Genomic DNA, 20,393 nt, shown 5'->3' with positions numbered 1-20,393 from the left:
CCTGGTGAATTGAAGCCGCGCGATCTATCTTGCGCGCGTGCCGCAGCGTACGAGGACGGAGAGGGCCGCGAGGGCCGCGAAGGCCGCGAGGCCCGGGACGGGCGGGGGCGACCCCGCGTCGTGGCTCAGGGCCGTCCCGCCCCGCCCGCCCGCGGCCCTCTCGCCCGCCGCCTCGTCTGGAACGGCGCCGAGGTCGCCGTCACCCTCGGCCTCGTCCTCCTCCTGCTCGTCCTGCACCAGCTGTGGTGGACCAACCGGCAGGCGAAGGCCGGGGCCGGTCGACAGGTGGAGGCCCTGGAGCGCGAGTGGGGCGCGCGGCGGCAGCCGTCCGGGGAGGCGCGGGCGCCGTCACAGGTGCCGGTCCCGGACGCGTCCGGCAGCCCCGAACGCACCCCCGCCCCGGCCGGCTCCTCCGCCGCCCGCGGCGGCGGCCGTACGAGCACCGGTACGGGGCAGGCGGCCGAGCGCCCCCGCTGGGACCAGGCCTACGCCGTCCTCTCCATCCCGCGCCTCGGCCTGCGCGTCCCCGTCGCGCAGGGTGTCAGCAAGCCGAACGTCCTCAACCACGGCTACGTCGGGCACTACCCGGGCACCGCGCAGCCGGGCCGCGCCGGGAACTTCGCGCTCGCCGGGCACCGCAACACCCACGGCGAACCGTTCCGCTACATCAACCGGCTGCGGCGCGGCGACACCCTCACCGTCGAGACGAGGAACGCCACCTACCAGTACGTCGTCGACAAGAGCCTCGCCCAGACCTCCGCCCGCGACGGGGGCGTCATCAACCCCGTGCCGCGCAGCCGCGTCGTGCCGTCCGCCGGGTACAGCGAGCCGGGGTACTACATCACGCTCACCACCTGCACCCCCGAGTTCACCTCCCGGTACCGGCTCGTGGTGTGGGGCACGCTCAGCCGGATGACACCCCGATAGCCGCCCGGGGCCCGCCCCGACGGCCATGTCGAAAGCGGCGGACAGCCACCCCGGCGGGCGTCACGTCGCCCGATACAGTCGTCGTCCGTGATCAAACGACGGCCCCATCTGCTCTGGCTCCTCGTGCCCTTCGTGCTGTACGTCGGCGCGCTCCCGTTCGTGAACCGGGTCGAGCCCGTCGTGCTCGGGCTGCCGTTCCTCTTCGCGTGGCTGCTCGCCTCGACGCTGCTCACGCCCGTCGCCGTATGGCTGACCTGGCGTGGGGACCGCAAGCTGCGCGCGGGGCGGTCGGCATGAGTGACGGAGCCGTCGCCACCACCCTCTTCGGTGTCTTCATGGTGGTCACCGTCGCCCTCGGGCTGCTCGCCGTACGCGGGAAGGGCAGCGGCGGCGGGCTCGCCGAGTGGTCCGTGGGCGGGCGGTCGCTCGGGGCCGTGTTCATCTGGGTGCTGATGGCCGGCGAGGGGTACACCAGCTTCTCGTACCTCGGGGCCGCCGGCTGGGGCTACAACTTCGGCGCCCCCGTGCTGTACGTCGTCGCCTACATGTCGTGCGGCTACGCCGTCGGCTACGTGGTCGGGCCGATGCTGTGGGCGTACGCGCGCCGGCACGGGCTCGTCTCCATCACCGACATGGTCGCCCACCGGTACGGGAAGCCGTGGGTCGGCGCCGCCGTCGCCGTGCTCGTGACGGTGTTCCTGCTGCCGTACATCCAGTTGCAGATCACGGGCATGGGCGTGGTCGTCTCGACGATCTCGTACGGCGCGATCAGCCTCGACTGGGCCTATTTCATCGGCTTCGCGGTCACCACCGGGTTCGTGGTGGTGAGCGGGCTGCGCGGCAGCGCGTGGGTGTCCGTCCTGAAGGACCTGCTGGTCATCGTCACGCTCGCCTTCCTCGCCCTCTACGTCCCCGTGCACTATTTCGACGGGTACGGGGACTTCCTCGGCCGGCTCATCGAGGAGAAGAGCGCCTGGCTGACGCTGCCCGGGAGCGGCGGGTCGCCGTACGGGCAGGGATGGTTCGCGACGACGACGTTCCTCAACGCCCTCACCGTCGTCATCTTCCCGACCACCGTCGCCGGGTACCTGGGCGCGCGCAGCGCGGACGGGCTGCGGCGCAACGCCATGTGGCTGCCCGCGTACAACATCCTGCTCTTCGTGCCGATGCTGCTCGGCATGGCCGCGCTGTTCGTCGTCCCCGGGCTGACCGGAGCCGAGTCGAACCTCGCGCTCCTCAAGCTCGTCGTCGACTCGCTGCCGGCCTGGGCGGTCGGGATCATCGGGGTCGCGGCGGCCCTCTCGTCGATCGTGCCGATGGCGGTGTTCATGCTGGTCATCGGGACGATGTGGGGCAGCAGCGTGTTCCCGCTCGTGCCGCGGTGGCGGGACGCCCCGGATGCGCGCAGGAGCGTGCAGAAGACCGGATCGCAGATCGTGGTCGTCGTCGCAGGCGCGCTCGCGCTCGTGCTCACGTACGTCGCGCCCAACACCCTCGTCCGGCTCTCCCTCATCTCCTACGAGGGGATGGCGCAGCTCGTCCCGATGCTGCTGGTGGGGCTGGTGTGGCGGCGGCTGAGTCTGGTGGGCGCGCTGAGCGGACTCCTCGTCGGGGTGGGGGTCGTGTGCGGGCTCGTGTTCAGCGAGCACGATCCGGTGTGGGGGATGAACGCCGGGATCGTCGCCCTCGCCGCCAATCTCGCGGTCACGCTCGTGGTCACGTACGTGTGTCCCGCCGATCGCGACGAACGGCCGGACGGCGAGGTGCTCGCCCGCGACCCGATCAGTGATCCGAAGGAGACGACGGACGCCGTTGCCGCGGGGTGAGGGCGGAGGCGGAGGGCGGAGGGCGACAGGTGACGCCGGGCGGTCTTGGGGCGGCGCGTGAGTTCCAGCACGTCGGACGCGGGCGCCTGCTCGGTCGCGCGGGGAGCGGGCGGCCCGCCGGGCCCTTGCGCCGCCGCAGGAAGCCGAGGTGCCGGCGGGCCACGGGCTCGGCCCGGATCCCGCCGGTCCGGTCGGCCGGGCGTCCCTCGCACCCCGTCGGCCGCTTCAGCCGGTCGCGACCGAGCCTGTATAACTGGCAGGAACGTTCGTGTATACCGATCGGCTATACCGATCTGTGCTTCGAAGGGCTCACGTCGAGTCGAAGCTCGGGTCGAGCCAGCGAGTCAGCGAGCCATCGAGGCATCGAGGCATCGAGGCATCGAGGCATTGAGACAGCGAGAGGAGGAACCCATGCCGCGTACCAACGCCTGGTCCACGACCCTGCGTCCGGCCGCCCTGCTGCTGTTCCTCCTCGTCGAGACGGTGATCTCGGCGCTCGTCGACACCGGCAGCCTCGCCGGGGCCGTCGCCCTCGCCGCGACCGCCGCCGCGGGTTCCGCCCTCGCCGTCTGCTCGCTGCTCGCCGCGCGGTCCGCGCCCGCCGTGCCACCCACCAGAGTGCGCACCGCGATCCGCGACCGAGAGCACCGCACCGCCTTCCTGCCGCAGCGCGATCCCGACGCCGCGGGGCGTACCAGGCCCCGAGCGCCCGGACGTCTCGTCCTGGCGGCCTAGCCCCGCTCGCCCTCCCGTACGCGGGCGCGGGCGTCTTGGGCCGTCACGCCGAATCCCCTGCCGGTCTCGCATCCGATTCCGGCACGTTCCGGTACGACGAGACCCCCGGAGGGCTCACCCATGTCGTCGTTCATGTCCGTCTTCGCGAGCTTGGTCGAGCATCTGGCCGACCTGCTCCAGCCGCTGTTCCACACCTCGGCCACGGCCGCGGCCATCATCCTGTTCACCGCGTTCGTACGGCTCCTCGTCCACCCGCTGTCGCGGGCCGGGGCGCGGGGTCAGCGGGACCGTCTCAAGCTTCAGCCGCGTATCGCCGAGCTGCGCAAGAAGCACAAGAAGAACCCCGAGGCGTTGCAGAAGGCGATCATGGAGCTGCACCGCGAGGAGAAGGTCTCCCCGCTCTCCGGCTGCCTGCCGATGCTGTTCCAGATGCCGGCGTTCTTCCTGCTCTACCACCTGTTCTCCAACAACAGCCTCGGTGGAGAGCCCAACGCCCTGCTCGGCCACACGCTCGGCGCGGCCCCGCTGGGGTCGCACTTCCGCGACGCGCTCGCGCACGGCGGGCTGTTCGGGGCGCAGGGGCTGGTCTACGTGGCGCTGTTCGTGCTCGTCGCGGCCGTGGCGACCTTCAACTTCCGGCGTACGAAGCGGCAGATGGCGCTGTCCGCGGCCGCCGCGCCGACGCCCGACGCCGGTCAGCCGCAGGTGCCGGGCATGGGGGCGATGACGAAGATCATGCCGTTGATGTCGTTCATGACGCTGTTCACGGTCGCCGTGGTGCCGCTCGCGGCCGCGCTGTACGTCGTCACGTCGACGACCTGGAGCGCGATCGAGCGGGCGTTCCTGTACCGGGACATGCCGTACGGCGCCGCGGCGGCGCTCCCCGTCTAGGGCCCGGCCGCGGGCCTGTCCGGGAGACGGGTCGGGTCCAGTCCGTGAACGGGGTATTGCGGACTGGACGCCGAACTTGGAGGATCGACCAGACCTCCGATGGCTGTCGGCCGCACCGGGCCATGGAGGCTCCTCCTAAAACAGAGGGAGTTACCCCATGAAGCTGCTGCGAGTCGGTCCCGCCGGAGCGGAGCGCCCCGCGCTCCTCGACGCCGAGGGGACCCTGCGCGACCTGTCGGGCCTGGTCGCGGACATCGACGGGGCGCTGCTCGCGGACGAGGCGGCCCTCGACCGCATCCGTGCCGCCGCCGCCTCCGCGGACCTGCCCGCCCTTGACTTCGAAGGGCTGCGGGTGGGTCCGCCGGTGGCCCGTATCGGCAAGGTCGTATGCATCGGCCTGAACTACCACGACCACGCGAAGGAGACGGGCGCCGAGCCGCCCGCCGAGCCCGTCGTCTTCTTCAAGGCGGCGGACACGGTGGTCGGCCCGCACGACACGGTGCTCGTGCCGCGCCGCTCGACCAAGACCGACTGGGAGGTGGAGCTGGCCGTGGTCATCGGACGTACGGCCCGCTATGTCGAGTCGGCGGAGGCGGCGCTCACGCATGTCGCCGGGTACGCGGTCGCGCACGACGTCTCCGAGCGCGAGTTCCAGATCGAGCGCGGCGGCACGTGGGACAAGGGCAAGAACTGCGAGACGTTCAACCCGCTCGGCCCGTGGCTCGTCACCGCGGACGAGGTCCCCGACCCGCAGGCCCTCGGGCTCAAGCTCTGGGTCAACGGCGAGCTCAAGCAGGACGGCAGCACCGCCGACCAGATCTTCTCCGTGGCCGAGGTGGTGCGCTACGTCAGCCAGTTCATGACCCTGTACCCCGGTGACGTCATCAACACGGGGACGCCGGCCGGGGTCGCGATGGGCCGCCCCGAGCCGAAGCCGTATCTGCGCTCCGGGGATGTCGTGGAGCTGGAGATCGAGGGGCTCGGCCGGCAGCGGCAGGAGCTGAAGGACGCGTAGGCGCTCCGCTTGAGGGGGGGGGGTGGGGGCGCGGGGTTGCGGGGTGCCCCCCCCTGGGTCCCGCTCCTCGATCGTGGGAGGCCCTGGGCCCCGCTCCTCGATCGCCGGAGGCCCTGGGCCCCTACTCCTACTCCGCGATCGCCGGAAACCCCGGCCCCCCCCCGCTCCTGTCACCGGAGGCCCAGGCAGCCCCGCTCCTCGTTCGCCGGAGGCCCCTGAGCGGCGCTACTTGGTGAACGTCTCCAGCGCCTCCACCACCAACGCGTGGTCCTCCACCTGCGGCAGGCCCGAGACGACCACGACGCCGACGACTCCCGCCCCGCGCACGGAGAGGGGAAACGCGCCGCCGTGGGCCGCGTACACGTCCGGGTCCAGGCGGGAGGAGTCCTCGAACGTCGTGCCCTTGGCGCGGAAGCGGCTGCCGACCAGGTACGACGAGGACTGGTAGCGCTCCACGACGCGGCGCTTGCGGGCGATCCACGCGTCGTTGTCCGGGGTCGAACCCGGCAGCGCCGCGTGGAACAGCTGCTGGCCGCCGCGGGTGATGTCGATCGCCACCGGAGCGCGGCGCTCGCGGGCCAGGTCGACCAGGAGCGTGCCGAGCCGCCACGCGTCGTCGTACGTGAACGAGTCGAGGACCAGGCGGCGCTCCTGCTCCTCCAGCGTCGCGATGTCGGGAGCCGTCGCGGGGTTCGGGGAGGCCGCGGTCACAGGGTCACCGTCACCTTCTGGTCGGCCGAGCGGCGGGCCGCTTCCAGGACGTCGAGCGCGGCGGCCGCCTGCGTGGCGGGCACCGGGTTCGGGGCGCCGTCGCGCAGGGCCGCGGCGACGGCGGCGTAGTACGCGGGGTAGTCGCCGTCGACGGTCGGCACCGGGCGGCCGCCGCCGGTCAGCGGGGACTCGCCGGAGCCGACGCGGCCCCACATCGAGTCGCTCTCGACACCCCACGGCTGACCCGGCGCCGGGCGCTTGCCGTCGCGCAGTGCCGCCTCCTGCGGGTCGAGGCCGTACTTCACGTAACCGGCCTGCGAGCCCAGTACGCGAAAGCGCGGGCCGAGCTGGGCCGTGGTGGCGGAGACGTACAGGTGCGAGCGGACGCCGCTCGCGTGGGTGATCGCGATGAACGTGTCGTCGTCCGCGGCGGCGCCGGCCCGGCGCACGTCCGACTCGGCGTAGACGGTGACCGCGGGGCCGAAGAGGACCAGCGCCTGGTCGACGACGTGGCTGCCGAGGTCGTACAGGAGGCCGCCGATCTCCTCCGGGTTCCCGGACTCGCGCCAGCCGCCCTTGAGCTGCGGGCGCCAGCGCTCGAACCGCGACTCGAAGCGCTGGATCTCGCCCAGTTCGCCGTCCGCCATGAGCTTGCGCAGGGTCAGGAAGTCGTTGTCCCAGCGGCGGTTCTGGAACACGGAGAGCAGCAGGCCGCGCTCGTCGGCCAGCGACGCGAGCTCGCGCGCCTCCGCCGCGGTGCCCGCCACCGGCTTGTCGACGACGACCGGCAGGCCCGCCTTGAGCGCGGCCGTCGCGAGCGGTACGTGCGTCTTGTTCGGGGACGCGATGACGATCAGGTCGAGGTCGTCGGCGCGCTCCCAGAGTTCGTCCGGGGAGTCCACGCAGCGCAGGTCGTCGCCGTGCTCGGCGCGGGCCTGGGCCTGCCGCTCCGGGTTCGACGTGACGACCGTGTCGAGGACGAGGCCCTCGGTCGCGGCGATCAGCGGCGCGTGGAAGACGGAGCCGGCCAGGCCGTAGCCGATCAGACCCACGCGGAGGGGGCCACCCGTACCGCTCGTACCGCTCGTACCCGTCATGTCAGTCATGCGTTCCATGCCTTCCACTTAAGCAACGGTGTTGCCAAAGTGCAAGCTCGGGAGACAATGGGACGGTGAATACGCATGTCACGCACGTACGGTCCACCGCGGGTGTCAATCTCTCCGCCCTGCGCGGGCACAACGCCGCGCTCGTTCTGGACCTGCTGCGCACCGCGGGAGAGGCCGGGATCAGCCGCCTGGAACTCGCCGAGCGCACGGGCCTGACCCCGCAGGCCGTCAGCAAGATCACGGCGCGGCTGCGCGCCGAGGGCCTCGCCGTCGAGGCCGGGCGGCGCGCCTCCACCGGCGGCAAGCCGCGCACCGTGCTGCGCCTGGTCGCCGGCGCCGGGCACGCCGTCGGCCTGCACCTCGACCGGGACGAGCTGCGCGCCGTCCTGACGGACCTGTCCGGCGCGGTCGTCGCCGAGCGCCGCGCGCCGCTCGACCTCGGCGCGGGCGCGGAGGTCGTGCTCGCCGCGGTGGCCTGCGCGGTCGACGCCCTGTTCGGCGCGTGCGGGAGCGTCGGCTCCGTGCTCGGGGCGGGCGTCGCCGTCCCCGGACCGCTCGACCACGCCGACGGCGTGCTGCACCGTGTCACCGGCTTCCCGCAGTGGGACGGCTTCCCGCTGCGCGACGCGCTCGCCGAGCGGCTCGGGATGCCCGTGGTCGTCGACAAGGACACGAACGCGGCGGCGCTCGGCCTCGCCCTCGACGCCGCCACCGGCGACGGCCACCGCTCCTTCGCCTACCTCCACCTGGGCACCGGCCTCGGTGCCGGACTCGTCCTCGGCGGCGCGGTCTATCGCGGGGCGCGGACCGGGGCGGGCGAATTCGGCCACCAGGTCATCCAGTTGGACGGTCCCGCGTGCGGCTGCGGAAACCGCGGCTGCATCGAGGCGCTCTGTCTCGCCGCCGTCGCGGACGGCACGGACGCCGGTATGGACGAGGCCGCGCGCGTGCTCGGGGAGGGCGCGGGCAACCTGGTCAGCCTGCTCGACATCGACGCCGTCCTGCTCGGCGGCCGCACGGTCTCCGCCGCCGAGGAGCGGTTCGTACGAGGCGTGGGCGGCGTCCTCGACGCCCGTGCGCGGCGCGAGGGCGGCGGGTCCGCGATACCGGTGCGGGCCGCGCCCGGGGGCGTCACGCTCGTCGTGGAAGGGGCCGCGCAGCTGATTCTCGCCCCGCTGTTCGGCCGCGGGAACACGGCCGTTCCGGCCCACCGGAAGTAGTCGAAACCGATCGCGAACATTCGAAAAGTAATCAAAGGTACGTGAATATGAGCTGATCGGGGGTTCTTTGACGGCCATTGGGCCGTACGGGGCCGTGGCGTCTCAGCCGGGTCGCGCGCGCGTGACAGATTCCTGGGCCATGGCCATCGGGGCCCGTGAGTCCGGCGATGGTCGTTGAACACCGCGACCAGCAAAGGCTCTTCATGCGACTGCGCCGCCCGATCGTCCTCGGCATCTCCGCCAGCGCCCTGACGCTCGCCTCCGCCGTCCACGCCCCGGCCTCGTCCCTCCCTGCGGCCGAGGCCCGCGAGCCCGCCTGCCGCATCGCTCCGGACAGCGGTGAGTTCCCCATCGAGACCGCGATCCACCGTGGCCCCGCCGTCTACCATCCCGGCGGCGGGTACCGGAATTGGTCGCTCGACCTCACCAACACCACCGACGCGAGCTGCGGCGGCATCCACCCGGTGCTCGTCCTCGTGGACGAGGAGCGGGAGTTGAAGCCGGACCAGGTCCGGCTCGAGTTCCTCGACGGGGACGCGTGGCGGTCCGTGCCGTTCGAGAAGACCGGCGCGGACGAGAGCGTGGGCGTCTTCGACGACGGCTTCGCCGGGTTCTCGGTCGGTCCCGGCGAGACGGTCACCGGGAAGGTCCGGCTCGCGTTCACCTCCGGCACCGCGCCCAACCACGTCGTCGCCAGTGCCGCGCTCGTGCAGCGCGAGGACGACGACGGGGACTGGGTGGGGGAGTCCGACGCCTATCCGTTCGCCATCCACCCGGACGGCGACGACAGCGGCGACGACGGTGGTGACAGCGGTGGCACCGACGACACGGGGTCGTCCCTCGGCGGCGAGCTCGCCAGGACGGGGCCGCGGTCCCTGCGCGGTCTCGGGGTCGCCTCCGGTGCCCTCCTCCTCGGCGGCGCGGCGCTCGTGGTGGGGTCCCGGCGCCTTCGCGTGCCGAGGCGCTGACACCGGCCGTCTCGCGCGGACGCGGTCCGTCCGCGCGCACGGCCGGGCGGGCCGTTCACCGTGATCTGCGAACATCCCTGCGTGGACTACCCGAACGACCAGGCCCCCGGCTCCCCGGTGCGCGGCGGCATCCCCGAGCACGGCCGCATCCCGAAGTACTACGCGGTGAAGGCCCGACTCGACCTGCTCATAGGCGAGTTGGGAGAGGGCGAGACGCTGCCGACCGAGCGGGATCTCGCCCTGCGGTACGCCGTGTCGCGCGAGACCGTCCGGCAGGCGCTGCGCGAACTGCTCCTCGAAGGCCGGCTGCGGCGCCAGGGCCGGGGCACCGTCGTCGCGGGCCCCAAGCTGGAGCAGCCGCTGTCCCTGGCCTCGTACACCGAGGGCGTCCGGCGGCAGGGGCGCCGCCCGGGGCGCACCCTCATCGGCCTCGAACGCTTCCCGTGCCCGGCCGCGCTCGCCGCCGAGATCGGCCTGGAGCGCGGCGAACCCGTGTGGCACATGGAACGCGTCCTGCTCGCCGACGACGAGCGGGTCGGCCTGGAGTCCACGTACGTGGCCGTCGCCCGGATGCCTCGCCTCGACACCGACTTCGACCCCGACTCGTCCTTCTACTCGTACGTCCATGAACGCCTCGGCATCGACTTCGGCTCGGCCGACGAGCGCATCGAGACGGTGCTCGCGACGCCGCGTGAGGCGCTGCTCGTCGGGACGCCGCCCGCGCTGCCCATGCTGCTGATCCACCGCGTCTCGTACGACACCGGCGGGCGGGCCACCGAGCGGGTGCGGACGCTTTACCGCGGGGACCGGTTCTCGTTCACCACGCGTTTGGGCGGCGACGGCAGGTAACGCCCCTTTTCTGTGGGTCGGTCGCGCCCTGCCGATGCGTCAGTGGCGTTCTGTCGACTCATGTTGATAACGGGAACGTAACGGGTCTAGGCCAACCTTGGGTGCCCGTTCACCGTCCCGTTGCCGACCGGACCGGCGCGGGACACCCGTCCCGAGGAGCGTGGTCGCCGTGAGAGAACGGATATGCAGGGGAGTTGAAGGCTGATGGCGGAACGGATCAGTGGCATCCGGTTCGACCGGGTCTCCGTCGCGTACGGCGGCGGGAGCGGCGCCACCGTCGCTCTCGAATCCCTCGACCTGACCGTCGAACCGGGCGAGGTGATGGCGCTCCTCGGCCCGTCGGGATCCGGCAAGACCACCGCCCTGCGCGCGGTCGCCGGGTTCGTGAGGCCCACGTCCGGGCGGGTGTTCATCGGCGAGCGCGACGTCACCGACCTGCCGCCGCACCGGCGCGGCCTCGGCATGGTCGTGCAGCAGTACGCGCTGTTCCCGCACATGCGGGTCGCGGACAACGTCGCCTTCGGGATGAAGGCCCAGAAGGTGCCGAAGAGCGAGATCCCCGGCCGCGTCGCCGAGGCCCTGGAGCTGACCGGCATGGCCGCCTACGCCCGGCGCCATCCGCGCGAACTCTCCGGCGGCCAGCAGCAGCGCGTCGCCATCGCGCGCGCCCTCGCCATCCGGCCGGGCGTCCTCCTCCTCGACGAACCGCTGTCGGCCCTCGACGCCCAGCTGCGCTCCGGCATGCTCGCCGAACTGGCGCGCCTGCACCGCGAGTTGCCCGACGTCTCCATCCTGTACGTCACCCACGACCAGGTCGAGGCGCTCACCCTGGCCGACCGGATCGCCGTCATGGACCGCGCCCGCCTCCAGGACGTGGGGACGCCGCAGAACCTGTACCGGCGCCCGCGCACCGAGTTCACCGCCTCCTTCGTCGGCAACGCCAACCTCCTTCCCGTGACGGTCGGCGCGGGCCATGTCACCTTCGGGAAGGCCGAGTTGAAGGTCGACACGCCCCACGAGGCCGCGGCCGGCGCCACCGCGACCCTGTGCGTGCGCCCGCACCTCGTCGGACTCGGTGACGGGCCCAACTCCCTGACGGGCGAGGTCGCCGAGGTGCAGTGGCGCGGCTCGACCCACCGGCTCCACGTCGACGTGGACGGGCATCAGGTCAAGGCGGACCTGCGCGAACTGCGGGACCCGCCCGCGCCGGGGGAGCGGGTCACCCTGCACTTCGCACCGCAGGACGCGGTGCTGCTCGCGGCGGGGGTGTCCGAGGATGGCTAGCGCCGCCGTCGCGACGCCCGTCGAGGTCGCCGCGAAGTCCCGTAAGCCGGTCGGGAGTTGGGTGTGGGCCGTGCCGCCCGTCGCCGCCCTCGCGGTCGTCTTCCTCTACCCCCTCTTCCTCGTCGTCCAGCAGTCCCTGCGGCCCGACACCGGCGGCACGTCCCTGAAGCCGTACGCCGACGTCTTCGCGTCGTCCGCCTTCCGTGAGGCGCTCGGGACGACCGTATGGCTCGCGGTCGGATCGACCGTCGGCTGCCTGGTCCTCGGGTTCGCGCTCGCGCTGGTCATCGCGTTCGTGCCGTTCCCCGGCGGGAAGGCCGTCGCCAAGTTCATCGACGTGTTCCTCTCCTTCCCGTCCTTCCTGATCACGCTCGCGCTGCTCTTCGTCTACGGGCAGGTCGGCATGGCCAACGGCCTGTGGACGGACGTCACGGGCGCCGCCACCGGGCCGTTCCGGTTCCTGACGACGCCCTGGGGGGTGCTGCTCGCCGAGATCACGTACTTCACCCCGTTCGTGATGCGGCCGCTGCTCGCCGCGTTCTCCCAGGTCGACACCGCGCAACTCGAAGTCGCGTCGTCGCTCGGAGCGCGGCCCGCGCGGATCGTGCGGCAGGTGATCCTGCCCGAGTCGCTGCCCGCGCTGGCCGCCGGCGGCGCGCTGGTGCTCGTCATGTGCCTGAACGAGTTCGGGATCGTGCTGTTCACCGGGGCGAAGGGCGTCACGACGCTCCCGATGCTCGTGTACGGCAAGGCGATCCTGGAGTCGGACTACCCGGGGGCGTGTGTCGTCGCCGTGGTCAACGTGCTGATCTCCGTCGGCCTCTACGGGATCTACCGGGTGGTGAGCCGACGTGTCGGCGCGTGACGCAGCGAGGGGTGTGCGTGCCACCGCCGTGTGCCCGTCGCCGACCGTCGCGCCGTCGCGGCCGGCCGCGCCCCGCGGCGGAGCCGCCGATCGATACCGTCCCGCGCCCCTGGAGGGGGTTCTCACCGATGCTCGTTCATAGCCGGCCAGGCACGTGGGCCACCTGGGCCCTCTTCTTCCTCCTCTTCCTCCCTCTCTTCGCCCTGCCCCTCCTCGTCATCGTCGCCGCCTCCTTCGCCACGAACTGGTCCGGCGCCTTCCCCTCCGGATTCACCGGCGGCCACTACCAGGCCGCCACCAGCGGGGACTCGCTCACCGCGCTCGCCACCAGCCTCGTCACCGCCGTCACGGCGAGCGTGCTCGCACTCGTCGTCGGCGGCTGGGCCGCGCTCGCCGCCGCGTCCCTGAAGAAGACCGGACGCCGGTTCATGGACGCCCTGTTCGTGCTGCCGGTCGCCGTGCCCTCGGTCGTCGTCGGACTCGCCGTGCTCGTCGCCTTCAGCAAGCCGCCGATGCTGCTCAACGGCACCCGCTGGATCGTCATCGTCGCGCACACCATCCTCGTCACCGCGTTCGCCTACCAGTCCGTCGCCGCCGCCGTCGTGCGCCTCGACCCGGCGTACGAACAGGCCGCCGCGTCCCTCGGCGCCCGGCCCGCGTACGTCCTGTGGAAGGTGAAGCTGCCGCTCCTGCTGCCGTCCCTGAACGCCGCGGCCGGACTCTGCTTCGCCCTGTCCATGGGCGAGTTGAGCGCCACGATGATGCTCTACCCGCCGGACTGGATGCCGCTGCCGGTGCAGATCTACGCGACCACCGACCGCGGCTCGCTGTTCACCGGCTCCGCGATCGCGGTGGTCCTGATGGCGGCCACGCTGCTCGTCCTGCTCGCCGTCTCACGGATCCGCACCAAGGCCTCGTACCGCTGAAACCCCCTGATCCCGCTAGGAGTTCACCTCGCCATGCGCAGAAACATCCTCACCGCGGTCGCCGCCACCGCGGGCAGCCTCGCCCTCGCCGCCTCCCTGACCGCCTGCGGCGGCAGCTCGGCCGCCTCCGACGCGAAGGTCGTCACCGTCTACAGCGCCGACGGCCTCAAGGGCGAGAACGGCGACGGCTGGTACGACAAGGTCTTCAAGGACTTCACCGCGCAGACCGGCATCAAGGTCGAGTACGTGGAGGGCGGCTCCGGCGAGATGGTGCAGCGCGCCGTCCGTGAGAAGTCCAACACGCAGGCCGACGTGCTCGTCACCCTGCCGCCCTTCATCCAACAGGCCGACGGGAAGGGCCTGTTGGCGAAGTACGCCCCCGAAGGCTCCGACCGGGTCGACGGCGCCGACAAGGCCGCCGACGGCACCTGGACCTCCGTCGTCAACAACTACTTCGGCTTCGTCTACAACAAGAAGGAGCTGAAGACGCCCCCGCAGACCTGGGAGGAACTCCTCGACGGGTCGTACAAGGACAAGCTCCAGTACTCCACGCCCGGCGTCGCGGGCGACGGCACCGCCGTGGTCGTCAAGGCCATGCACGACTTCGGCGGCAAGCAGGCCGCCATGGACTACCTGAAGAAGCTCCAGGCCAACAACGTCGGCCCGTCCGCCTCCACCGGCAAGCTCGCCCCCAAGGTCGACAAGGGCGAGCTCCTCGTCGCCAACGGCGACGTCCAGATGAACTTCGCGCAGGCCAAGACCATGCCCCACCTCGGCCTGTGGTTCCCGAAGAAGGCCGGCGGCAAGCCCACCTCGTTCGCGCTGCCGTACGCCGCCGGACTCGTCAAGAACGCCCCGCACACCGCGAACGGCAAGAAGCTCCTCGACTTCATGCTCGCCACGAAGCAGCAGCGGGACGTCAGCTCGGTCGGCGGCGGCTTCGCCGCGCGCACCGACGTCAAGGCCACCGACGAGAACGCCATCGCGCTCGCCAAGATCATGGACGGCGTGGAGATCTTCGAGCCGGACTGGGACGACATCGACAAGAACCTCCAGGCGTACGTGGAGGACTGGAAGTCGGCCACCGGCAGCTGAGTCCATCCCGCGGTGACGAATGTCCATGGGCATTCGCGCCCGCGTCACCAAAAGATAACGGGTCTGGTCCAACACTCCTGTGGAATCAGGGGCGTTGGACCACGCCCGTGCCCCCACATCTCCGGAGGACCGCATGTCGCGTACGACCACGCCCGGCATCTCCCGCCGCTCGATCCTCATCGGCTCCGCCACCGCCGCACTCGCCGCGGTGGCCGCCCCCGGCGCCGCGTCCGCTGCGGCCCGCACCCCCAAGGTCCTGGTCATCGGCCTCGACGGCACGCTGCTCAGCAGAGTCCGGGACGCCGACGCCCCCCGCCTCAAGGCCCTCATGGCGGCCGGCCTGACCGCCCCCAGCTCGATCTACGCCGACCCGATGGCGCCCACCATGTCGGGACCCGGCTGGTCCACGCTCATCACCGGCGTCTGGCCCGACAAGCACAACGTGAAGGACAACAACTTCACCGGCCACCAGTTCGCCCAGTACCCCGACTTCCTCACCCGGATCGAGACCGCGAAGCCGTCCCTGTCCACCTACGCCGTCTCCTCCTGGGCCCCGATCACGGACATGGTCTTCTCCTCGAAGGTCGACACCCGCGTCTCCACCCCGAGCGCCGAGTACGACACCGGCACCACCAGCCGGGCCGTCACGCGGCTGAAGTCCGCCGACCCGGACGCGGTCTTCGTCCAGCTCGACAACGTCGACCACGCCGGGCATTCCTACGGCGCCGCGAGCCGGCAGTACCTCGACGCGATCCACGGCGTGGACACCCAGGTCGGCGCCATGGTCGACGCCCTCACCTCCCGTGCCACGTACGGGAACGAGGACTGGCTGATCCTGATCACCGCCGACCACGGGCACACCGACGCGGGCGGCCACGGCGGCTCCACCTGGCCCGAACGGCAGACCTTCATGATCGCCGTCGGCGGGACCGTCAACGCGGGCTCGACCCGGTACGACGTGAAGATGCCCGACGTCGCCGCCACCGCCCTCGCCCACCTCGGCGTCGCCATTGACCCGGCCTGGGCCCTGGACGGCCGCCCGATCCAGCAGCCCACCCCCGACGACTTCGACGGCCTGCGCGCCAAGCTCACCGGACCCGTCGACGAGACCGGCATCGGCGCGGGCGTCATCGGCTTCACGCACACCCCGCCCACCGGCTGGAGCGTCGACAACTCCGCGATGGGCACCGGCGGCGTCACCGAGTGGCGCGGCTGGACCTTCACCACGGACGAGTTCTGGACGCGGGCCGAGCGCGACCAGCAGCGCGAGTGCAACGTCCGCGCCCGGAACGTCTTCGCGGTCGCCGACGGCGACGAATGGTCCGACAAGGCGGTCTCGGCCACGTACGACTCGACCCTGGTCAGCCCCGACTTCCCGGTCACCGGCGGCCGCCCGGCCACCCTCACCTACACGACCTTCTACCGCCAGGAGTCCCCGCAGAAGGGCGAGGTCCTCGTCTCCTACGACGGCGGCACCCCGGTCTCCGTGAAGACGTACACCTCCGACGTCCCGTCCCGCACGGAGACCGTCACGCTCGCCGTGCCGAGCGGTGTGACCAGGGCGAAGGTCCGTTTCCGGTACACCGGCGGCAACAACTGGTTCTGGACGATCGACGGGGTCAAGATCAGCGGTTCCTGATTAGGCTGTGGGCGTCGGCACAGTGTCGTCCCGGCGCCCCAGACAGCACGGTTGTTTCACCGCGGACCGCAGGAGTGCACCCCATGGCAGAGCGCAAGCCCATCGACTCGTGGCTCACCGACATGGATGGCGTGCTCATCCACGAGGGAGTCCCGATTCCCGGCGCCGACGCGTTCATCAAGCGGCTGCGCGACTCCGGCAAGCCGTTCCTGGTGCTGACGAACAACTCCATCTACACCGCCCGCGACCTCCAGGCCCGCCTCACCCGCATGGGCCTGGAGGTGCCGGTCGGCAACATCTGGACGTCCGCCCTGGCCACCGCCAAGTTCCTGGACGCCCAGCGCCCCGGCGGCACCGCGTACGTCATCGGCGAGGCCGGTCTGACGACGGCCCTGCACGACATCGGCTACGTGCTCACCGACCACGCGCCCGACTACGTGGTGCTCGGCGAGACCCGGACCTACTCCTTCGAGGCGATGACGAAGGCCGTCCGGCTGATCAACGACGGCGCCCGCTTCATCTGCACCAACCCCGACGAGACCGGCCCCTCCACCGAGGGCCCGCTGCCCGCCACCGGAGCCGTCGCCGCGCTGATCACCAAGGCGACCGGGAAGCAGCCGTACTTCGCCGGCAAGCCGAACCCGCTGATGATGCGCACCGGGCTCAACGCCATCGGGGCGCACTCCGAGACCAGCGCCATGATCGGCGACCGGATGGACACCGACGTGCTGGCCGGCCTGGAGGCGGGCATGCAGACCTTCCTCGTACGGACCGGGCTGACCAGCGACGCGGACATCAAGAAGTACCCGTTCACGCCGTCGCACGTCGTCGATTCCATCGCGGATCTGGTCGACCTCGTGTAAGGCCCCCGGGGCCGTTCAAGATGCGGAAAGCCGCCGCGCGCGTGAACCTGCACATATCAGGAGGTTCACGATGCGTACTGGTCTGCTTGCTCTGAGTGCCGCAGGGGCGGCCGCTGTCCTGGTGACCGCCCCGGTCGCCGCCCAGGCCGCCGACGGCGGCGGATCCATCGCCGTCACCCCGTACGCCGTCCCACCGGGCACCGAGGTCGATCTGCGGGTCTCCGGCTGCGAGGGCACCACGGGACGCGCCTACTCCGACGCCTTCGTGTCGCCCGGGGTGCTCGCGCCCTCCGCCGACCAGCCGACGCTGTTCGCCGAGGCCCGCGTGAAGACGTCCGTCGCCCCGGGCAACTACGAGATCAAGGTGACCTGCGACGGCGTCGACGGCAAGGTCAAGGGCACCGTACGGGTCCTCGACCACAGCAGCCCGTCGCCGCGGCCCACCCCCACCGCGCCCGTGCACGCCGGAGGCGGTGGCGCCGCCGAGCAGCTGGCCGCCGTGCAGGACGGGCCCGGCACCCGGCACGCCCTGATCGGCCTCGGCCTCACCGCGGTCGCCGCGGTCGCCGTGGCCTTCCGCAGCGTCCGGCGCCGCCGGTCCTCGCGGCAGTGAGCACGCCATGAGCGAACGGTCGGGCGGCGCCGGACGGCTGATCACCGGCCTCGCCTGGGCGGTGCTGCTGCTCGGCCTGTGGCTGTGGGGCCGCGAGATCACCGAGGTGAACCTGTCGTCGCCGACCACCGGCGACGCGGCCGCCGTGGGCCGCCCGCTCGGCGTCGCCCTGCCCGCCGCCCACAAACCCGTCAAGGCCGCGAAGCCCCAGCGCGTCGACGTCTCCGCGCTGCACATCCAGGCGCCGGTCGTCCCCCGCGGCCTGGACGGCGGCGGTGCCATCGACCCCCCGCCCTACGACCAGGCCGGCGTCGTCGGCTGGTACGGCGACGGGGTCGAACCGGGGGAGCGCGGCACGTCCCTGTTCGTCGGGCACGTGGACACCGAGACCCGGCCCGCCGTCTTCTACCACCTCAGCGAGGCCCGGCCCGGTGACGAGGTGCGGGTGGTGCGCGACGACGGGTCGGTCGCCGAGTTCACCGTCGACGACGTCCAGGTCTACTCGCGCCGCGACTTCGACCCGCACAAGGCGTACGGGCCGCACCACGGCGACCGCGCCGAACTCCGCCTGATCACGTGCGGCGGGACCTTCGACAAGGCGTCGCGGACGTACACGGCGAACGTCGTCGTCTCCGCGTACCTGTCCGGCATCGACGAGGCGCCGACGAAGGCGGGTTGAGAGCACCTGGCCCGGCCGGCGGCCCGCTCCCCCCGGAGCCGCCGGCCGGGCTGGTCCTCGACCGCGCGCGCAGCGGGCTGCGGGAGTAACCCGGCGCCGGCGCGGGAGGTGTGAGGAAGTCATCCTGGTCTGGGTGGTGTGGCCGGGGGCTCGGGCCGCTGCGTCAGACTCTAGAACGGATGGGCGTCGCGGCCTAGAGGGTGATTGACGCCAAGTGTGAAGATGGTTGCTCAACGTGGTCGTCGCAGGTGGCGACGGGTTTTCACGCAGGTCCGGGCTTGTCGGGGCGCAACTGGGCGTCGGTCAGGAGCCGTTTGATCACGCTGTGGGAGACCTGGTCGATCGGCAGTCGGTTCCTGCGTGCGTACTGCCGCAATATCGAGAACGCGGCGTCCGGCTCGGTCTTCCAGCGTTCGGCCAGCATGCCCTTTGCCTGTTCGACTCGCACACGGCTGGCAAGTGCCTGTTGGAGCTGGCCCGCCAACTCCCTGTGCTGGGCGTAGGCGCGCTGATTGGCCAGTCCGAGGGCGGCCGCGTCGGCCAGGGACTGTGCAATCGCCAACTCCTCGTCGCCGGAAGGGAGTTCCGGTGTGAAGATGCCGAGGGCGCCGAACGTGTCGTCGCGGCGTTGCAGGGGAACCGCGTAGGTGGCGGTGATGCCGTGCCGCAGGGCGACCGCCGTGAAGACGGGCCAGCGCGCCACCGCGTCCTCGGAGGTGAGGGAGACCGGCTCCACCGGCTTCCCCGTCCGCAGGCAGTCGTGAACGGGACTGGCCGACGGGGAAGCGACCAGTAACCGCTCGACGAGACGGGGTTGTTCGGAGCTCTTGACGATCGCCCCGGGAGGTCCGCCCGGATCATGCAGACTCACCCCCGCGCCGCGCGCTTCGAGCAGGTCCACGCAGTGGTCGGCCAGACGTCCCAGGTACCGGTGAGGGTCGAACCTGTCGAGGAGGGTGTCCGAGAACTCGACGAGGGCTGTGGCGAGCCGGAGTTCACGGGGTGGGTGCGACATGTCCTCATCCCTTCTGTGCCACTGGCCGTGCCCCGCATGGACGCCGCCTACCCATACGGCAGGGGGGTGTAACAGGTCTTTGACAAGCCATGTCCGGCCTCGTGACCCCGTCGAGGCGTATGCCACGATTGAGAACACCAACTGTGCACCCAAGGGGGAGTGGATGTACCGGAAACTGAGGGCTGGAGCGGTCGTCGTGGGGGCGGCGCTGCTCGTGTCCGCGTGTTCCTCCGGAGGCAAGGGCGACGAAAACTCCACGACGCCTCCGGTCAAGCAGCAGCCGAAGAGCGCCGACCCGTTCTGGGTCAACCCCGAGAGCAAGGCCGCGAAGGCCGTGTCGGCGCTGGAGGAGGACGGCAAGGACGACCAGGCCGCGGCGGTCCGCAAGATCGCGGAACAGCCCAGCGGTGAGTGGATCATTCCGGAGAACGCGGAGGAGCAGGCCCGCGGTTACACGGAGGCCGCCAAGAAGGCGGACCGGGACGCGCTGCTCGTCGTCTACAACATCCCGCACCGCGACTGCGGCAACTACTCGCAGGGCGGCGCCGCCGACGGCAACGCGTACCGGGAGTTCATCGACCAGGTCGCGGCCGGGATCGGGGACCGTCCCGCGACGGTGATCCTGGAGCCGGACGCCGTGCAGCACATGGTGGACAACTGCACCCCGGAGCAGTTCCACGAGGAGCGCTACGACCTGCTCAAGGGCGCCATCGGCAAGCTCAAGTCGCTGAAGAACACCACGGTGTACCTCGACGCGGGCAACGCGGGCTGGGGCAAGCCGGACCAGATCTTCCAGCCGTTGCAGTGGTCCGGCATCGACCAGGCCGACGGCTTCTCAGTGAACGTGTCGAACTTCTACACCACCGAGGAATCGGTGAAGTACGGCAAGGAGCTGTCGGCGAAGGTCGGCAACAAGCCGTTCGTCGTCGACACGAGCCGGAACGGGAACGGGCCGTACACCGGCGGCGCCGCCGACGAGCGCTGGTGCAACCCGCCGGGCCGGGCCCTCGGCGAGTCCCCGACGACCAAGACGAACGACCCCCTGGTGAAGGCGTACCTGTGGGTCAAGCGGCCGGGCGAGTCGGACGGCACGTGCAAGGGCGGGCCCAAGGCCGGCGAGTGGTGGGGCGAGTACGCGGTGAAGCTCGCCGAGGCGGGCAGCTAGC

Annotated in this window: 21 protein-coding genes; 18 read left to right on the top strand and 3 right to left on the bottom strand. The window is 71.6% G+C overall.

The window, feature by feature from the left end; all coding sequences use genetic code 11:
- The first annotated feature begins 120 nt into the window (after positions 1-120).
- The 6 genes from V2W30_RS15130 (at position 121) to V2W30_RS15105 (ending at position 5,394) form a co-directional block, all read left to right on the top strand.
- Positions 121-927, top strand: a complete 807-nt coding sequence (locus tag V2W30_RS15130) for a class E sortase (RefSeq protein WP_338696935.1) — start codon at positions 121-123, stop codon at positions 925-927.
- 87 nt (positions 928-1,014) lie between these two features.
- Positions 1,015-1,224 carry a DUF3311 domain-containing protein gene (locus V2W30_RS15125; RefSeq protein WP_338696933.1) on the top strand — a complete coding sequence of 70 codons (210 nt, stop codon included), beginning with the start codon at positions 1,015-1,017 and terminating at the stop codon, positions 1,222-1,224.
- Positions 1,221-2,753: a sodium:solute symporter family protein gene (locus V2W30_RS15120; RefSeq protein WP_338696931.1), complete on the top strand. Its 1,533-nt coding sequence runs from the start codon at positions 1,221-1,223 to the stop codon at positions 2,751-2,753. Before V2W30_RS15125 ends, V2W30_RS15120 begins: the two co-directional genes overlap by 4 nt.
- A gap of 411 nt (positions 2,754-3,164) precedes the next feature.
- The gene (locus V2W30_RS15115; RefSeq protein WP_338696929.1) at positions 3,165-3,488 is read left to right on the top strand and encodes a DUF6412 domain-containing protein; all 324 of its coding nucleotides are present in this window, start codon (positions 3,165-3,167) and stop codon (positions 3,486-3,488) included.
- A 120-nt stretch (positions 3,489-3,608) separates the two neighbouring features.
- Positions 3,609-4,379, top strand: coding sequence for a YidC/Oxa1 family membrane protein insertase (locus V2W30_RS15110; RefSeq protein ID WP_338696928.1), 771 nt, complete (start codon positions 3,609-3,611; stop codon positions 4,377-4,379).
- Positions 4,380-4,536: 157 nt separating this feature from the next.
- Positions 4,537-5,394 carry a fumarylacetoacetate hydrolase family protein gene (locus V2W30_RS15105; protein WP_338696926.1) on the top strand — a complete coding sequence of 286 codons (858 nt, stop codon included), beginning with the start codon at positions 4,537-4,539 and terminating at the stop codon, positions 5,392-5,394.
- 225 nt (positions 5,395-5,619) lie between these two features.
- On the opposite strand, the gene V2W30_RS15100 is transcribed toward V2W30_RS15105, so the two are convergent.
- Together V2W30_RS15100 and V2W30_RS15095 are read right to left on the bottom strand one after the other, a co-directional pair.
- Complete coding sequence (locus V2W30_RS15100) at positions 5,620-6,105, bottom strand: heme-degrading domain-containing protein (RefSeq protein WP_338696925.1); 486 nt, start codon at positions 6,103-6,105, stop codon at positions 5,620-5,622.
- The gene (locus V2W30_RS15095; RefSeq protein ID WP_338703618.1) at positions 6,102-7,202 is read right to left on the bottom strand and encodes a Gfo/Idh/MocA family oxidoreductase; all 1,101 of its coding nucleotides are present in this window, start codon (positions 7,200-7,202) and stop codon (positions 6,102-6,104) included. Before V2W30_RS15095 ends, V2W30_RS15100 begins: the two co-directional genes overlap by 4 nt.
- Positions 7,203-7,276: 74 nt before the next feature.
- On the opposite strand from V2W30_RS15095, the gene V2W30_RS15090 reads away from it, so the two are divergent.
- The 11 genes from V2W30_RS15090 (at position 7,277) to V2W30_RS15040 (ending at position 18,212) form a co-directional block, all read left to right on the top strand.
- Positions 7,277-8,431 carry an ROK family transcriptional regulator gene (locus tag V2W30_RS15090; protein ID WP_338696923.1) on the top strand — a complete coding sequence of 385 codons (1,155 nt, stop codon included), beginning with the start codon at positions 7,277-7,279 and terminating at the stop codon, positions 8,429-8,431.
- 167 nt (positions 8,432-8,598) lie between these two features.
- Positions 8,599-9,399, top strand: coding sequence for a hypothetical protein (locus V2W30_RS15085; protein ID WP_338696921.1), 801 nt, complete (start codon positions 8,599-8,601; stop codon positions 9,397-9,399).
- 81 nt (positions 9,400-9,480) lie between these two features.
- Positions 9,481-10,248 (top strand): GntR family transcriptional regulator, encoded by a 768-nt coding sequence (locus V2W30_RS15080; protein WP_338696919.1) that lies wholly within the window; start codon positions 9,481-9,483, stop codon positions 10,246-10,248.
- Positions 10,249-10,452: 204 nt separating this feature from the next.
- The gene (locus V2W30_RS15075; RefSeq protein WP_338696917.1) at positions 10,453-11,532 is read left to right on the top strand and encodes an ABC transporter ATP-binding protein; all 1,080 of its coding nucleotides are present in this window, start codon (positions 10,453-10,455) and stop codon (positions 11,530-11,532) included.
- Positions 11,525-12,397 carry a 2-aminoethylphosphonate ABC transporter permease subunit gene (locus tag V2W30_RS15070; RefSeq protein WP_338696915.1) on the top strand — a complete coding sequence of 291 codons (873 nt, stop codon included), beginning with the start codon at positions 11,525-11,527 and terminating at the stop codon, positions 12,395-12,397. The genes V2W30_RS15075 and V2W30_RS15070 overlap by 8 nt, the downstream gene beginning before the upstream one ends.
- Positions 12,398-12,525: 128 nt before the next feature.
- Positions 12,526-13,323, top strand: coding sequence for an ABC transporter permease (locus tag V2W30_RS15065; RefSeq protein WP_338696913.1), 798 nt, complete (start codon positions 12,526-12,528; stop codon positions 13,321-13,323).
- Positions 13,324-13,356: 33 nt separating this feature from the next.
- Complete coding sequence (locus V2W30_RS15060; RefSeq protein ID WP_338696911.1) at positions 13,357-14,418, top strand: 2-aminoethylphosphonate ABC transporter substrate-binding protein; 1,062 nt, start codon at positions 13,357-13,359, stop codon at positions 14,416-14,418.
- Between the two features lie 133 nt (positions 14,419-14,551).
- Positions 14,552-16,057 (top strand): alkaline phosphatase family protein, encoded by a 1,506-nt coding sequence (locus tag V2W30_RS15055; RefSeq protein ID WP_338696909.1) that lies wholly within the window; start codon positions 14,552-14,554, stop codon positions 16,055-16,057.
- Between the two features lie 83 nt (positions 16,058-16,140).
- Positions 16,141-16,920, top strand: coding sequence for an HAD-IIA family hydrolase (locus V2W30_RS15050; RefSeq protein ID WP_338696907.1), 780 nt, complete (start codon positions 16,141-16,143; stop codon positions 16,918-16,920).
- A gap of 70 nt (positions 16,921-16,990) precedes the next feature.
- A complete protein-coding gene (locus V2W30_RS15045) occupies positions 16,991-17,533 on the top strand; it encodes a hypothetical protein (RefSeq protein ID WP_338696906.1) in 543 nt (180 codons plus the stop codon).
- A gap of 7 nt (positions 17,534-17,540) precedes the next feature.
- Complete coding sequence (locus V2W30_RS15040) at positions 17,541-18,212, top strand: class F sortase (protein ID WP_338696904.1); 672 nt, start codon at positions 17,541-17,543, stop codon at positions 18,210-18,212.
- 262 nt (positions 18,213-18,474) lie between these two features.
- Here V2W30_RS15040 and V2W30_RS15035 read toward each other — a convergent pair whose 3' ends face one another.
- A complete protein-coding gene (locus V2W30_RS15035) occupies positions 18,475-19,227 on the bottom strand; it encodes a GAF and ANTAR domain-containing protein (RefSeq protein WP_338696902.1) in 753 nt (250 codons plus the stop codon).
- 163 nt (positions 19,228-19,390) lie between these two features.
- On the opposite strand from V2W30_RS15035, the gene V2W30_RS15030 reads away from it, so the two are divergent.
- Entirely contained in the window at positions 19,391-20,392 is a 1,002-nt protein-coding gene (locus V2W30_RS15030) for a glycoside hydrolase family 6 protein (RefSeq protein ID WP_338696900.1), read from the top strand.
- The last annotated feature ends 1 nt before the right edge of the window (position 20,393 follow it).

Source organism: Streptomyces sp. Q6 (genome assembly GCF_036967205.1).
Classification (GTDB): Bacteria; Actinomycetota; Actinomycetes; order Streptomycetales; family Streptomycetaceae; genus Streptomyces; species Streptomyces citrinus.
This window is presented reverse-complemented; position numbering and strand designations above follow the sequence as displayed.

Bases quoted from the DNA above. Each gene is read 5' to 3' on its own strand.
- V2W30_RS15120 (WP_338696931.1), top strand. From the start codon at position 1,221: ATGAGTGACGGAGCCGTCGCCACCACCCTCTTCGGTGTCTTCATGGTG.
- V2W30_RS15115 (WP_338696929.1), top strand. From the start codon at position 3,165: ATGCCGCGTACCAACGCCTGGTCCACGACCCTGCGTCCGGCCGCCCTG.
- V2W30_RS15110 (WP_338696928.1), top strand. From the start codon at position 3,609: ATGTCGTCGTTCATGTCCGTCTTCGCGAGCTTGGTCGAGCATCTGGCC.
- V2W30_RS15105 (WP_338696926.1), top strand. From the start codon at position 4,537: ATGAAGCTGCTGCGAGTCGGTCCCGCCGGAGCGGAGCGCCCCGCGCTC.
- V2W30_RS15095 (WP_338703618.1), bottom strand. From the start codon at position 7,202: ATGACGGGTACGAGCGGTACGAGCGGTACGGGTGGCCCCCTCCGCGTG.
- V2W30_RS15085 (WP_338696921.1), top strand. From the start codon at position 8,599: ATGGTCGTTGAACACCGCGACCAGCAAAGGCTCTTCATGCGACTGCGC.
- V2W30_RS15075 (WP_338696917.1), top strand. From the start codon at position 10,453: ATGGCGGAACGGATCAGTGGCATCCGGTTCGACCGGGTCTCCGTCGCG.
- V2W30_RS15070 (WP_338696915.1), top strand. From the start codon at position 11,525: ATGGCTAGCGCCGCCGTCGCGACGCCCGTCGAGGTCGCCGCGAAGTCC.
- V2W30_RS15065 (WP_338696913.1), top strand. From the start codon at position 12,526: ATGCTCGTTCATAGCCGGCCAGGCACGTGGGCCACCTGGGCCCTCTTC.
- V2W30_RS15060 (WP_338696911.1), top strand. From the start codon at position 13,357: ATGCGCAGAAACATCCTCACCGCGGTCGCCGCCACCGCGGGCAGCCTC.
- V2W30_RS15055 (WP_338696909.1), top strand. From the start codon at position 14,552: ATGTCGCGTACGACCACGCCCGGCATCTCCCGCCGCTCGATCCTCATC.
- V2W30_RS15050 (WP_338696907.1), top strand. From the start codon at position 16,141: ATGGCAGAGCGCAAGCCCATCGACTCGTGGCTCACCGACATGGATGGC.
- V2W30_RS15045 (WP_338696906.1), top strand. From the start codon at position 16,991: ATGCGTACTGGTCTGCTTGCTCTGAGTGCCGCAGGGGCGGCCGCTGTC.
- V2W30_RS15040 (WP_338696904.1), top strand. From the start codon at position 17,541: ATGAGCGAACGGTCGGGCGGCGCCGGACGGCTGATCACCGGCCTCGCC.
- V2W30_RS15035 (WP_338696902.1), bottom strand. From the start codon at position 19,227: ATGTCGCACCCACCCCGTGAACTCCGGCTCGCCACAGCCCTCGTCGAG.
- V2W30_RS15030 (WP_338696900.1), top strand. From the start codon at position 19,391: ATGTACCGGAAACTGAGGGCTGGAGCGGTCGTCGTGGGGGCGGCGCTG.